Source organism: Streptomyces sp. x-19, from assembly GCF_046549115.1.
Taxonomy (GTDB): Bacteria; Actinomycetota; Actinomycetes; order Streptomycetales; family Streptomycetaceae; genus Streptomyces; species Streptomyces albulus_C.
In genome coordinates this window covers 191,360-204,683 of the sequence record NZ_JAJPWK010000009.1, presented here as the reverse complement: position 1 = coordinate 204,683, position 13,324 = coordinate 191,360, and the positions used below count along the sequence as shown (strand labels likewise).

At 71.3% G+C, this 13,324-nt stretch carries 8 protein-coding genes; 4 read left to right on the top strand and 4 right to left on the bottom strand.

What is annotated here, in order from left to right:
* Nucleotides 1–68: 68 nt before the first annotated feature.
* The 3 genes from ACLJT4_RS22650 to ACLJT4_RS22640 all read left to right on the top strand — a co-directional run bounded on the left by ACLJT4_RS22650 (nucleotide 69) and on the right by ACLJT4_RS22640 (nucleotide 2,431).
* A complete protein-coding gene (locus ACLJT4_RS22650) occupies nucleotides 69–1,055 on the top strand; it encodes a DUF1648 domain-containing protein (RefSeq protein WP_411124564.1) in 987 nt (328 codons plus the stop codon).
* A 1-nt stretch (nucleotide 1,056) separates the two neighbouring features.
* Nucleotides 1,057–1,416 (top strand): GntR family transcriptional regulator, encoded by a 360-nt coding sequence (locus ACLJT4_RS22645; protein WP_275462519.1) that lies wholly within the window; start codon nucleotides 1,057–1,059, stop codon nucleotides 1,414–1,416.
* Nucleotides 1,417–1,606: 190 nt separating this feature from the next.
* On the top strand, nucleotides 1,607–2,431 hold the full coding sequence (locus ACLJT4_RS22640) for a nucleotidyltransferase domain-containing protein (protein ID WP_411124562.1): 825 nt from the start codon (nucleotides 1,607–1,609) through the stop codon (nucleotides 2,429–2,431).
* A 210-nt stretch (nucleotides 2,432–2,641) separates the two neighbouring features.
* Here ACLJT4_RS22640 and argG read toward each other — a convergent pair whose 3' ends face one another.
* Complete coding sequence (gene argG / locus ACLJT4_RS22635) at nucleotides 2,642–4,087, bottom strand: argininosuccinate synthase (protein WP_411124560.1); 1,446 nt, start codon at nucleotides 4,085–4,087, stop codon at nucleotides 2,642–2,644.
* Between the two features lie 307 nt (nucleotides 4,088–4,394).
* On the opposite strand from argG, the gene acnA reads away from it, so the two are divergent.
* The gene (gene acnA / locus ACLJT4_RS22630) at nucleotides 4,395–7,109 is read left to right on the top strand and encodes an aconitate hydratase AcnA (RefSeq protein ID WP_411124558.1); all 2,715 of its coding nucleotides are present in this window, start codon (nucleotides 4,395–4,397) and stop codon (nucleotides 7,107–7,109) included.
* A 126-nt stretch (nucleotides 7,110–7,235) separates the two neighbouring features.
* Here the strand turns inward: acnA and ACLJT4_RS22625 are convergent, their stop codons facing one another.
* The 3 genes from ACLJT4_RS22625 to ACLJT4_RS22615 form a co-directional block, all read right to left on the bottom strand.
* Nucleotides 7,236–8,189, bottom strand: a complete 954-nt coding sequence (locus tag ACLJT4_RS22625; protein ID WP_411124556.1) for an FG-GAP repeat domain-containing protein — start codon at nucleotides 8,187–8,189, stop codon at nucleotides 7,236–7,238.
* A gap of 343 nt (nucleotides 8,190–8,532) precedes the next feature.
* Nucleotides 8,533–9,492: an FG-GAP repeat domain-containing protein gene (locus ACLJT4_RS22620; protein ID WP_411124554.1), complete on the bottom strand. Its 960-nt coding sequence runs from the start codon at nucleotides 9,490–9,492 to the stop codon at nucleotides 8,533–8,535.
* A gap of 117 nt (nucleotides 9,493–9,609) precedes the next feature.
* Nucleotides 9,610–13,050 carry a GH92 family glycosyl hydrolase gene (locus ACLJT4_RS22615; protein ID WP_411124552.1) on the bottom strand — a complete coding sequence of 1,147 codons (3,441 nt, stop codon included), beginning with the start codon at nucleotides 13,048–13,050 and terminating at the stop codon, nucleotides 9,610–9,612.
* Nucleotides 13,051–13,324 lie beyond the last annotated feature (274 nt).

Below are 13,324 nucleotides of genomic sequence, written 5' to 3'. Positions count from 1 at the left end.
AGATTGACGCGGCGCGCCATACCGTCCATCTAGTTGTTCTACTAATATGCGAACAACTGGAGGTTGCCATGATGCGATCCGTACCCTCGGCCCCGCCCGCGCCCGTCCGTCCGCGGGGCTGGATAGCCGCCTTACCGTTCCTTCTCGTCACCGTCTGCCTCGGCGGCGTCTACGCCGTCGTCGCCGACCGGCTGCCCGAGCGGCTCGCCACCCACTTCGGCCTCGACGGCCGGCCCAACGGCTACGCGTCGGCGCAGGGCCTGCTGTGGTGGTCCCTGGCCGTCCTGCTCGCCGCCGGCGCCGGCACCGCCGCCCTGTCGCGGCGAGCGCTGCCCGCGCGCAGCGGGCGCCTGCTCATCGCGACGGGCTACTTCTTGGCCGTCGTCCTGGGCTATCCGGCGGCCGCGATCCTGTGGGGGAACGCCGGCGCGGCCGATGCCGCCGCGGTCCGCATGCCCCTGTTGCAACTGACCGCGTCGTTGGGGGCGGGCGCGCTCGCCGCCGGACTGGGCTGGCTGCTCGCCGGTCCCGACCCGGAAGGGCCCCGCCCGGAGCCCGGCCGGGTGCGCCGCCTCGACCTGCCCGCCGGCGTCCGGGCCGGCTGGACGCGCACCATCAGCTCCCTGCCGATGGCCGCCCTGGCGGCGTTGACGGCCTGCGTCGGGGTCGTCCTCGGGGTGTCCGCCGGGTGGCTCGGCGGCGGCGCGCTGCTCCTCTGCGCGCTGCTGGTCGCGGTCCACTGCTCCGTGCGGGTGACCGTCGACAAGCGGGGGCTGACCCTCACCCCGGTACTGTTCCCGGTCCCGCTGCGCCGCATACCGCTGGAGGGCGTGGCCGAGGCGACCAGCCGCCGGATCTCCCCGCTCGCCGAGTACGGTGGCTGGGGGTACCGCATCCGGCCCGGCGGCAGCCGTCTGCTGCTCCGTTCCGGTGAGGGCCTGGTGCTGCGGCGCACCAACGGCCGGGAGTTCGTGGTGACGGTCGACGACGCGGCGACCGCCGCCGCGCTGCTCACCACCTATCTCGATCGCCAGCGCTCCACAGAGGGGGACTGAGATGCTCTTCCGCGTCGACCCGGGCTCGTCCGTCCCGCTCGGCGACCAGATCGCCGCCTCGGTCCGCGGCGCCATCGCCGACGGGTCGGTCCCGGCCGGCGAACGCCTGCCCGCCGCCCGGGCGCTCGCCGCCTCCCTCGGCGTCAACGTCCACACCGTGCTGCGCGGTTACCAGCGGCTGAAGGAGGAGGGGCTGATCGAACTCCGGCGCGGCCGCGGTGCGGTGGTCACCGGCGCCGCCGCACCGGCTCGGGCCCGGCTCGGCGAGGCCGCCGAACGTCTCATCTCCGAGGCCCGTCACCTGGGCCTGACCGACGAGGAGATCGTGCGGGTGGTCCGGGTGGGGCTGGAAGGCGGATGACGCGGCCCGGCCGTGCCGACGCGGCGGTCGTCGGTCCTCCGGTCGGGCCCGGCGGTCGCCCGTCCCGCGCGGGACGGCGGGTGCCGTACGCCCGGGCGCGGCAGGGCGGTTGAGGTCGCCGGGGTCCGGGCAGGTGGCAGGGGATCGGATCCGGGACGTCCGCCCGCGGCGGACGGGACAGGGGGCGGCCATGCGGGCGGCGACCGACGTGCGGGAACCGGTGCCGCCGGTCACCGCGGCGCTGCTCCGCACGTTCCTGACGGGCCTTCAAGACCGTGTGCCGCTGCGGGCGTTGTGGGCGCACGGCTCACTGGCCGGCGGTGACTACCAGGAGGGCCGCAGCGACCTCGACCTGGTCGCGGTCCTCGCACGTCCCGCCACGGCGCAGGAGGAGGCGGAACTGACCGGTCTGCACCGTCGGCTCGCCGCCACCGGCGGTCCGGCGGCCCGGGCGGTGCACTGCGCCTACCCCGACGTCGCCGCGCTCGACGATCCGACGCGCTGCCATCTCGGTTGGGCACACGAGGAGTTGCTCCACCGGCCGCTCACCCCGGTCACCCGCCGCGAACTCCACGTCTTCGGTCTGGTCCGGTACGGCGACGGCCCGGCCGCCGTGCTGCCCCCGGTGACCGACGCCCAACTGGCCGCCTTCGTCCTCGCCGACCTGCGCGGGTTCTGGCGGCCCGCACTGGAGCACCCCGCGTACTGGCTGCGCGACGTCTGGGTGGACCTCGGGTTGCTGACCCTGGCCCGGGCGACGGTGACGTTGCGGGACGGCAGCCTGATCACCAAGGGCGAGGCGCTGTCCGTCCTGGCCGGAATGGGTGCGCCGGCGCCGCTCCTCGCCGACCTCCGGCACCGGCGCTACGGCCCGCCGGCCACCGCACCGGGTCCGACCGCGGCCGGGGCGTCGCCGGCCGACCGCGCGCACTGGCCGGCCCGGCGCGCCGAACTCACCCGGGCCTTCCTGGGCCCGGCGATCGACCGGACGCTGGCCGCGTACGGGGACGGTTGAGCCGCCCGCCCCGTGACGGCCGCCCGCCCCCGCGACGGCCGCGCGCTTCTGCCGCCTGACGCTTCGGCAGGCGTCGCCCGTGCGGGATGCCGGTTCGGGGGGGGCCGTCCGGGAGAACGGCGAGCGGCCGGCGCGGCGCCGTGGGGCGCCGGGCCGGCCGCTGCCGGTGGTGCGTGGCGGGGGCCGTATCGGCCGCCCGGCGTGGGCGGGTCAGTCCGTGCCGAACTCCATCGCGGCGCGGTCCAGCATCTCGTCGTCACCGGAGACCTCGCCGCGGGAGGCGATGGCCTCGGCGCCGCCCTCCGGCATGCTGCCGATCAGTCCGGTCGCGGCGGCCTGGGCGGCGCCGACCGCGGGGCTGGTGGTGCCGATCAGGCCGAGGCCGGCGTACTGCTCCAGCTTGGCGCGCGAGTCGGCGATGTCGAGGTTGCGCATGGTGAGCTGGCCGATCCGGTCCACCGGGCCGAACGCCGAGTCCTCGGTCCGCTCCATGGACAGCTTGTCCGGGTGGTAGCTGAACGCCGGGCCCGTGGTGTCGAGGATCGAGTAGTCCTCGCCGCGCCGCAGCCGCAGGGTGACCTCGCCGGTGATGGCCGCGCCCACCCAGCGCTGCAGGGACTCGCGCACCATCAGCGCCTGCGGGTCCAGCCACCGGCCCTCGTACATCAGTCGGCCGAGCCGCCGGCCCTCGTTGTGGTATTGGGCGAGCGTGTCCTCGTTGTGGATCGCGTTGACCAGCCGCTCGTAGGCGGCGTGCAGCAGCGCCATGCCGGGCGCCTCGTAGATGCCGCGACTCTTGGCCTCGATGATCCGGTTCTCGATCTGGTCGGACATGCCCATGCCGTGCCGACCGCCGATGGCGTTGGCCTCCATCACCAGGTCGACGGGGGAGGCGTACTCCTTGCCGTTGACGGTGACCGGGCGGCCCTGGTCGAAGCCGATGGTGACGTCCTCGGTGAGGATCTCGACCTCGGGGTCCCAGAACCGCACGCCCATGATCGGCTCCACCGTCTCCACGCCGGTGTCCAGGTGCTCCAGGGTCTTCGCCTCGTGGGTGGCGCCCCAGATGTTGGCGTCGGTGGAGTACGCCTTCTCCGTGCTGTCGCGGTAGGGCAGGTCGTGGGCGACCAGCCACTCCGACATCTCCTTGCGGCCGCCGAGTTCGGTCACGAAGTCCGCGTCGAGCCAGGGCTTGTAGATCCGCAGGTTCGGGTTGGCGAGCAGGCCGTAGCGGTAGAACCGCTCGATGTCGTTGCCCTTGAAGGTGGAGCCGTCGCCCCAGATCTGGACGTTGTCCTCCATCATCGCCCGGACCAGGAGCGTGCCCGTGACGGCGCGGCCCAGCGGGGTGGTGTTGAAGTACGCCCGCCCGCCCGAGCGGATGTGGAACGCCCCGCAGGTGAGTGCGGCCAGGCCCTCCTCGACCAGTGCCGCGCGGCAGTCGACGAGGCGGGCGATCTCGGCGCCGTAGGTCTTCGCGCGACCGGGCACCGAGGCGATGTCGGGCTCGTCGTACTGGCCGATGTCGGCGGTGTAGGTGCACGGGACGGCGCCCTTGTCGCGCATCCACGCGACCGCGACGGAGGTGTCGAGGCCGCCCGAGAAGGCGATGCCGACGCGCTCGCCGGCGGGAAGGGAGGTGAGGACCTTAGACATAGGAAGAGTATGCATCCTCGCGCATGGTCATGCAAAGGGGGTGCGAGGGATGAATGACGCGGAGGGGGATTCGGGCGTGTCGCCGTGTCGATCGGTCGGCAGGAAGGTGGTGGTGTGGCCGCCGTCGGGGCATGACCCGGAAGCGGTGATGTATTAGAGTTATCTCGACATCGAGATATCTGCCGAGAGGCGTACCGCTGCCGCGCTAGTAAGGCGTACCTAACTTAGGTTTACCTTAGCTGATCGGCAACGAACCTGTGACGGCAGGATTGCGGTGGTACGCGCGAATTCATTGAAGGAGACTGTCGTGTCGGCGAACAGCTTCGACGCCCGTAGCACGCTGCAGGTGGGCGACGAGTCGTACGAGATCTTCAGGCTGGACAAGGTGGAGGGCGCCGCCCGCCTCCCCTACAGCCTCAAGGTGCTGCTGGAGAACCTGCTCCGCACGGAGGACGGCGCCAACATCACCGCCGACCACATCCGTGCGCTCGGCAACTGGGACTCCCAGGCACAGCCCAGCCAGGAGATCCAGTTCACGCCGGCCCGCGTGATCATGCAGGACTTCACCGGGGTGCCGTGCGTCGTGGACCTCGCGACCATGCGCGAGGCCGTGAAGGAGCTGGGCGGCGACCCGGCGAAGATCAACCCGCTGGCGCCGGCCGAGCTGGTCATCGACCACTCCGTCATCGCCGACAAGTTCGGCACCAAGGACGCGTTCGGCCAGAACGTGGAGCTGGAGTACGGCCGCAACAAGGAGCGCTACCAGTTCCTGCGCTGGGGCCAGACCGCCTTCGACGAGTTCAAGGTCGTCCCGCCCGGCACCGGCATCGTCCACCAGGTCAACATCGAGCACCTGGCGCGCACGGTCATGGTCCGAGGCGGCCAGGCATACCCCGACACCCTCGTCGGCACCGACTCCCACACCACCATGGTCAACGGCCTGGGCGTGCTGGGCTGGGGCGTCGGCGGCATCGAGGCCGAGGCCGCGATGCTCGGCCAGCCGGTCTCCATGCTCATCCCGCGCGTCGTCGGCTTCAAGCTGACCGGTGAGCTCAAGCCGGGCACCACCGCCACCGACCTGGTGCTCACGATCACCGAGATGCTGCGCAAGCACGGCGTCGTCGGCAAGTTCGTCGAGTTCTACGGCGAGGGCGTCGCCGCCACCTCGCTCGCGAACCGCGCCACCATCGGCAACATGTCGCCGGAGTTCGGCTCCACCGCCGCGATCTTCCCGATCGACGGCGAGACGCTGAACTACCTGAAGCTGACCGGCCGCTCCGAGCAGCAGGTCGCGCTCGTCGAGGCGTACGCCAAGGAGCAGGGCCTCTGGCTCGACCCGGCCGCCGAGCCCGACTTCTCCGAGAAGCTGGAGCTCGACCTGGCCACGGTCGTCCCCTCCATCGCCGGCCCGAAGCGCCCGCAGGACCGCATCGTCCTCGCGAACGCCGCCCAGCAGTTCGCCCAGGACGTGCGCAACTACGTCTCCGACGACTCCGAGGCGGGCAAGGAGTCCTTCCCGGCCTCCGACGCCCCGGCCGTCTCCAACGGCGTCCCGTCGAACCCGGTCACCGTGACCGCCCCCGACGGCACGACGTACCAGCTCGACCACGGCGCCGTCACCGTCGCCGCGATCACCTCCTGCACCAACACCTCGAACCCGTACGTGATGGTCGCCGCCGCGCTCGTCGCGAAGAAGGCCGTCGAGAAGGGCCTGACCCGCAAGCCGTGGGTCAAGACCACCCTCGCCCCGGGCTCGAAGGTCGTCACCGACTACTTCGACAAGGCCGGTCTGACGCCGTACCTCGACAAGGTCGGCTTCAACCTCGTCGGCTACGGCTGCACCACCTGCATCGGCAACTCCGGCCCGCTGCCGGAGGAGGTTTCCAAGGCGGTCAACGACCACGACCTGGCCGTCACCTCGGTGCTCTCCGGCAACCGGAACTTCGAGGGCCGGATCAACCCCGACGTCAAGATGAACTACCTGGCGTCCCCGCCGCTGGTCGTCGCGTACGCCCTCGCCGGTTCGATGAAGGTCGACATCACCAAGGACGCGCTCGGCGTCGACCAGGACGGCAAGCCCGTCCACCTGGCCGACATCTGGCCGACCGAGGCCGAGGTCAACGACGTCGTCGCGAACGCCATCGGCGAGGACATGTTCAACAAGTCCTACTCCGACGTCTTCGCCGGTGACGCCCAGTGGCAGGCGCTGCCGATCCCGACCGGCAACACCTTCGAGTGGGACACCGAGTCCACCTACGTCCGCAAGCCCCCGTACTTCGAGGGCATGGCGATGGAGCCGGTCCCGGTCTCCGACATCACGGGCGCCCGCGTCCTCGCCAAGCTCGGCGACTCGGTGACGACGGACCACATCTCGCCCGCCGGCGCCATCAAGGCCGACACCCCGGCCGGCCAGTACCTCACGGAGCACGGCGTCGAGCGCCGCGACTTCAACTCCTACGGCTCGCGCCGTGGCAACCACGAGGTCATGATCCGCGGCACGTTCGCCAACATCCGCCTGCGCAACCAGCTCGCGCCGGGCACCGAGGGCGGCTACACCCGCGACTTCACCCAGCAGGACGCGCCGGTCTCGTTCATCTACGACGCCTCGCGCAACTACATCGAGCAGGGCACCCCGCTCGTCATCCTGGGCGGCAAGGAGTACGGCTCCGGCTCGTCCCGCGACTGGGCCGCCAAGGGCACCGCGCTCCTCGGCGTCAAGGCCGTCATCACCGAGTCGTACGAGCGCATCCACCGCTCGAACCTCATCGGCATGGGCGTCCTGCCGCTCCAGTTCCCGGAGGGCCAGTCCGCCGAGACCCTCGGCCTGACCGGTGAGGAGACCTTCTCCTTCACCGGCGTCGAGGAGCTCAACAACGGCACCACGCCGCGCACGGTCAAGGTCACCACCGACACCGGTGTGGAGTTCGACGCGGTGGTCCGCATCGACACCCCCGGCGAGGCGGACTACTACCGCAACGGCGGCATCATGCAGTACGTGCTGCGGAGCCTGATCCGCAAGTAAGCGGCACGGCACGGCAGTGAACGAGGGCCGCACCCCCGGAAGGGGGGTGCGGCCCTCGCGTCGTGCCACGTCAGCCGCGCCGGCCGGCCGCCTCGGGCGAGGCGACCGGCCAACGCTGCCGGTCGGTCAGGAGAACAGCTTGGTGTAGATGTTCCAGCCGGTGCCGATCTGGACGCGTGGCTGGTAGGGGTTGGTGGCGTTGCCGGTGCCGTAGTAGGCGTAGAGGCGGCCGCTGGTGTCGCGGGCGACGAAGTCGGTCTTGCCGTCGAGGTTGATGTCGCCGGTGGAGACGAGGGCGTTGTAGCCGCCCCAGCCGGTGCCGATCTTGGTGCGGGCGCTGAAGGGGGCGCTGGGGTTGCCGGTGCCCTTGTAGAGGTAGAGGTCGCCGGTGGCCTTCTCGCGGGCGATGAGGTCGGGCTTGCCGTCGCCGGTGAGGTCGCCCTTGCCGGTGATCAGGTCGTAGATCTGCCAGCCGGCGCCGACCTTGGTGCGTGCGGTTACCTTGCCGTCGGGGTAGCCGAGGTAGAGGTAGAGCACGCCGTTGCGGTCGCGGGCGAGGATGTCGTACTCCTTGGCGCCGCCGAGGTTGCCGGGGGAGAGCACCTTGTCGTAGGTGTTCCACCCGCCGCCGATCCGGACGCTGTCCGGGGTGGCGTCGTTGCTGAAGTACAGGTTGCCGCTGGGGTCCCAGAGCCAGACGCCGTCGGCGATACCGTCGGCGTCGTTGTCCACCGCCTGCTGGTTGGCGCGCACGTCGCCGAGGTCGTCGACCTTCTGACGGGCGGTGAACTTGCCCGAGCCGTCGACGTCGTAGACGTAGGTGGCACCGGAGGACTCCACGCCGAAGAGGGTGAAGACCGGGTTGGCCGCGCTCGGACCGCCGGCGGTGACGCCGGTGATCGCCCGGGGGGCCTTGGTCGGCGCCTGCGGGGTCGCCTGGACGGCGTTCCGGGCGGCCGAGCCGGGGTTGTCCGCCGCGAAGGAGGTGCCGGCAGTGGTGCCGGCCAGTGCGACGGCGATGGCCGCGGTGGCGAGACGGGACAGGGCACGTCCGCGCTTGCGGCCGAAGGGTATTGCCACGTAGTTCTCCGTGGTTGGGATCGAGAGGGACCCGGGACGACGACGGCGCGCCCCCGCAGGGGCGCGCCGAAGGTCTCCGGAGCTCAGGATCTTCCGCAGAGCTCCTTCACGTGTCAACTACTTTGCCGGGGCCGTGACCAGCCATCTTTCCGCCCGTACAACCTTTTCGCCGGTGACGATTCGGCACCTGTCGGTGCGAAACGGGCCAACCGATCGAGAAGACGCGGGTCCGGCGGTCCCGGACGACGGGCCGACCGATCCGTGTGTCCGGCAGTGTCCGGATTGTTCCGTCCTGTGATCCTTCCAACACCGGCGCCCCTCGCGGGGTGACCGGCGAGGGGCTTCAGAACATCAGGCGGTAGGTCTGGTAACCCCAACCGAGCTTGACGGGCTTGGCGTACGGCGCCCGGGCGTTGCCGGTGCCCTTGTAGAGCATCAGCTCGCCGCCGGCGGTGCGGGCCAGCAGGTCGGCGTTGCCGTCGCGGTCCACGTCGCCGGTGGAGAGCAGGTAGTTGTAGGAGTTCCAGCCGGCGCCGATCTTCTGCCGGGCCTGGAACGGGGCCTTGGGGTTGCCGGTGCCCTGGTAGAGCCACAGGACGCCCGCCTTGTCGCGGGCGACGATGTCGGTCTTGCCGTCACCGGTGAGGTCGCCCTGGCCGGCTATCTGGGTGTACGCGCCCCAGCCGGCGCCGATCTTGATGCGCGGTGTCACCTTGCCGTTGGGGTAGGCGAGGTAGACGTACAGCACGCCGGACTTGTCGACGGCCAGGATGTCGGATTCCTTGGCGCCGCCGAGGTCACCCGGGGACAGGACCTTGTCGTAGGTGTTCCAGCCGCCGCCGATGAGGCGGGTCTCCGGCTCGTCCAGGGTGAAGTCGGAGTAGAAGAGGTTGCCGTTGAAGTCCCAGGTGTAGAGGCCCTCTTCGTAACCGTCCTTGTTGTGGTCCACCCGCTGGGCGGCCTTGAAGACGTCCCAGCCGAACCACCTGAAGTCGCGCGCGTCGAAGCCGCTGCCGTTCGACTCCTGCATGTAGAGGTCGCCGCCGCGGTCCACGCCGGAGAAGGGGAAGAAGGGGGCGCTCACTTCGCCCGGTGCGGCGTACCCCATGCGGCCCTGGGGGGCCTTCGGGGCGCCGGGGACGGTCGACTTCAGCTTGTCGGCGTTCTTCAGGGGCGCCGGGACGGGGGCCGGGGTGTCGGCGACGGCGGTTCCCGCGGTGGTGCCCAGCAGGGTCGCTGCGAGCACTGTGGTCGCGAGCCGGGTGAGCGCGCGGCCACGCTGACGGCCGGGAAGGAAGCCCACGTGAATCTCCAGTTGTTCTGACAATGGATAGCGCCATGCCCCATACCGGGGCATGGCGCGGCATTTACCCAATCTTTGCAACCGAAAGTTTATCCGTCAAAGGGGATATCGGGCCCGTTAGTGCGCGGAAGGCCCAACTGGCGCGTGCTGGCCCAGCAGTTCGGTCTCGGCGAGGGGGGCCGGGTGGGGCAGGGAGAGGCGGTAGTGGCGGTGCGTGCTGGGGGTGGGGAGGGAGAAGGGGCGGGTCTGGCGGTCCCAGGCGAAGCGCTGGTTGGTCCGGTGGTCCAGGGGGAACCAGTGCGTGCCGTCGTCGGAGCCTTCGAGCAGCCATTCCCCGGGAGCCTTCGAGGCGGTGGCGGAGGTGAGGGTGTACGAGGAGACCGTGGAGCCGGCCGGGACGGTGAAGGTCGCGCGGGAGACCGTGGCGGAGGTGTCGGACGTGTCGTCGGTCAGCGGGCCGCCGTCCGGGACGGTCAGGTCCGTGGGCGGCGTCGGCACCGCGTCGTCCTTGGTGAGGGAGGTCGGTGCGGCGTCCGGCGCGGTGGCCCAGGTGGAGGGGCGTGGTCCCATGGTGAAGTCCAGGGTTCCGCCGCGGGCGAGCAGCGCGTGCGGCAGGGCGGTGCGGTTCCACGGCTGGCCGTTCACCTTCAGGCCCTGTACGTAGACGTTGCGGGCGCTGTTGCCGGACGCGTTGACGACCAGGTCCCGGCCGTTCTCCAAGTGGACGGTGGCCTTGGTGAACAGCGGTGAGCCCACCGCGTACTCGCCCTGGCCCATCACCAACGGATAGAAGCCCAGGGCGCTGAAGACGTACCAGGCGGACATCTCGCCGTTGTCCTCGTCGCCCGGGTACCCCTGGCCGATCTCGCTGCCGAGGTAGAGCCGGGAGAGCACCTCGCGGACCTTCGCCTGCGTCTTGGAGGGCTGCCCGGCCGCGTCGTAGAGGTACGCGATGTGGTGCGAGGGCTGGTTGCTGTGCCCGTACATGCCCATCCGCACGTCGCGGGCCTCGGTCATCTCGTGGATGACGTCGCCGTAGGAGCCGGCGAACTGCTTGGCGGCGGTCTCCGGAGTGCTGAAGTAGGCGTCCAGCTTCTTCGCCAGGCCGGTCCGGCCGCCGTACAGGTTGGCCAGTCCGCGGGTGTCCTGCGGGGCGGTGAAGGCGAACGTCCAGGCGTTGGTCTCGGTGTAGTCGTAGCCCCAGACGCGGGGGTCGAAGCGGTCCGGCGGCAGCCGCCAGTCGCCTTGGGCGTCCTTCCCCTGGAAGAAGCCGGTGCGGGGGTCGAAGAGCCGCACGTAGTTGCGGGCCCGGCCCAGGAAGTACTGCGACTCCTCCTTGTACCGGGGGTTGTGGGTCTTGGCGTAGAGGGCCTGTCCCATCCGGGCGATGCCGAAGTCGTTGAGGTAGCCCTCCAGCGCCCAGGACGCGCCCTCGCGGGTGTCGGTGCTGGTGTAGCCGAGGAACGGCGCGGTGGTCATGCCCTTCCGTCCGACGCCGGCGGACGGCGGGGCGACGGTGGCGTTCTTGACCGCCGCGTCGTAGGCCGCCGCGGCGTCGAACCGCACGCCCTTGACGTAGGCGTCGGCGAACGCGACGTCCGAACTGGTCCCGGTCATCAGGTCCGCGTAGCCGGGCGAGGACCAGCGGGAGATCCAGCCGCCGTCCTTGTACTGCTGGACGAACCCGTCCACCATCTTCCCGGCCCGGCCGGGGGTGAGCAGGGAGTAGGCCGGCCAGGTCGTGCGGTAGGTGTCCCAGAAACCGTTGTTGACGTACACCGCGCCGTCGACGATCTTCGCGCCGGTGCGGGTGGGGGTGTCCGGGCCGACCGGCGGCGAGAACGGACTGGCGTACCGGATTCGCGAACCCACCTGCTCCGAACCGGAGTTGGGATAGAGGTACAGCCGGTAGAGGCTGGAGTAGAGGGTGGTCAGCTGGTCGCGGGTGGCGCCCTCGACCTCGACGCGGCCCAACAGCGCGTCCCACTGGGCGCGGGCGCGGTCCCGGACGGTGGTGAAGGAGGTGCCGTCGGGGATCTCCCGGGCGAGGTTCGCCTTCGCCTGCTCGACGCCGATCAGTGAGGTGGCCAGTCGCAGCGTCACCGTGCGGTCCGCGCCCGGCCGCAGCCGCAGGTAGCCGGTGACGTCCTTGCCCCCGCCGCCCGGCAGCGGTCCGCTCGCGGTGACGGGCGCGTCCACCACGCCGTAGACGAACAGCCGGCCGGCGCCGACCGAGAGCCCGCTGCGGACGTCGGAGTAGCCGGAGATGACGCCGTGCGCGGGGTCCAGGGTCAGACCGCCCTTGTTGTTGACGTTGTCGAAGATCAGGTTGGCGTCGGCGCCGGGGAAGGTGAACCGCATCGCCGCCGCGTGGTCGGTCGGCGCGATCTCGGTGCGCAGGCCGTTGTCGAAGGTCACCGCGTACTGGTACGGCCGCGCGGTCTCGCGCTCGTGGTGGAAGGGCAGCGCGCGCCCGGTGCGCGAGGCGTCCGGGGTGCCCGCCGCGGTGGACGGCATCACCTGGAAGGTCTGCCGGTCGCCCATCCAGGGGCTCGGCTCGTGACTGGCGCTGAACGCCTGGAGGGTGGGGAGGTTGTCGGCGTTGTTCTTCCGCGCGTACTCGTAGAGCCAGTCGGTGGAGCCGGCGTTGGTCACCGGCGTCCAGAAGGTGAAACCGTTCGGCACGGCGGTGGCGGGGAAGGTGTTGCCGCGCGAGAAGCTGCCGCTGGAGAGGGTGCCGCGGGTGGTGACGGCGTGGTCGGAGAGGTGGGCGAGCGGCTTCTCCGGGGCCTTGGGGCCGAGGGCGACGTCGTCGAGCCAGCCGCGGAAGGCCGGCGCGGTGCGCGGCGCCCGGGGCGCGTCGTAGGCGAGCAGGATCCGGGCGACGGTCTTCCCGGCGGCGACCGCGCCGATCCGGGACTCCCGGGCGTTCCACTGGTTGACGTAGAGCGTCTTGGCGGCGGCCTGGCCCTGCGGGGTCAGCCGGGCCCCGTACTGGTCGGTCGCGGCCAGCTCGCTCAGGTACGTCCCGTCGGTGAAGGCCAGGTCGACCGCGACATGGGTGGCCGGGTAGTCGAGGTCGGTCTCGGACATCTGCGGGAACAGCTTGTACGAGAGCGTGGTGGTGGGGGTGACGGGGACGTGCACGGCGAACAGCTTGTTGTACGAGTAGGCCCGGCCGGCGGCGGTGTGCGTGCCGGCGTAGCGCAGCGCGTGGCCGCCGGTGAACCCGGCGTGCGCCCTGGCGGTGGGGGAGTCGGCGGGGCCGGTGTCGGGGGCGGTGTCCATGCCGGGCCCGCCGGGCGCGGAGGCAGCGGCGACGCCGGAGGTCCGGGGGTGGCCGTCCGGGCCGGTCTCGACGGTGTCGGTCCAGTCCGGCGCGGGCTGGCCCGGTTCGAAGGAGGAGCGGAACTGCGCCGCGGTGCCTGGTGGTTGGGGCGGTGCCGCCTGGGCCGGGCCGGTCGTGCCCGGCCCCACCAGGACGAGCAGTGCGGCCGCCGCGAGGGCGGCGGGTCGGGCGATCCTCCGCAGTGGACTGTGCCGGTGTCTGTGCCGCACGCGCGAGCCCTCTCAACGGGATTGACATCGTTGTCAGTTGCGTAGTGCAGAGATAAGTAAGGTGCGCGGCGGCGCGGGTGTCAAGGGTGTGGCGGCGCGCCGCCGACACTCGTGTCGCGGCCCGCGGCCCCTCCGGAGCGGCCGCCATCGCGCCCCGCGGCCGCAGCCCCGAACCGGGCGCACCGCAGGCGCATGTCGGGGAGGTCTCAACTAGGGAAAGACTCCCGGCCAACTCGGTGCACGATCTTGCCCGTTCGGCTGGAAGTGGACTATA

Coding starts and splice junctions, on each gene's coding strand:
- ACLJT4_RS22645 (WP_275462519.1), top strand. CDS start 1,057: ATGCTCTTCCGCGTCGACCCGGGCTCGTCCGTCCCGCTCGGCGACCAG.
- ACLJT4_RS22640 (WP_411124562.1), top strand. CDS start 1,607: ATGCGGGCGGCGACCGACGTGCGGGAACCGGTGCCGCCGGTCACCGCG.
- ACLJT4_RS22650 (WP_411124564.1), top strand. CDS start 69: ATGATGCGATCCGTACCCTCGGCCCCGCCCGCGCCCGTCCGTCCGCGG.
- argG (WP_411124560.1), bottom strand. CDS start 4,087: ATGTCTAAGGTCCTCACCTCCCTTCCCGCCGGCGAGCGCGTCGGCATC.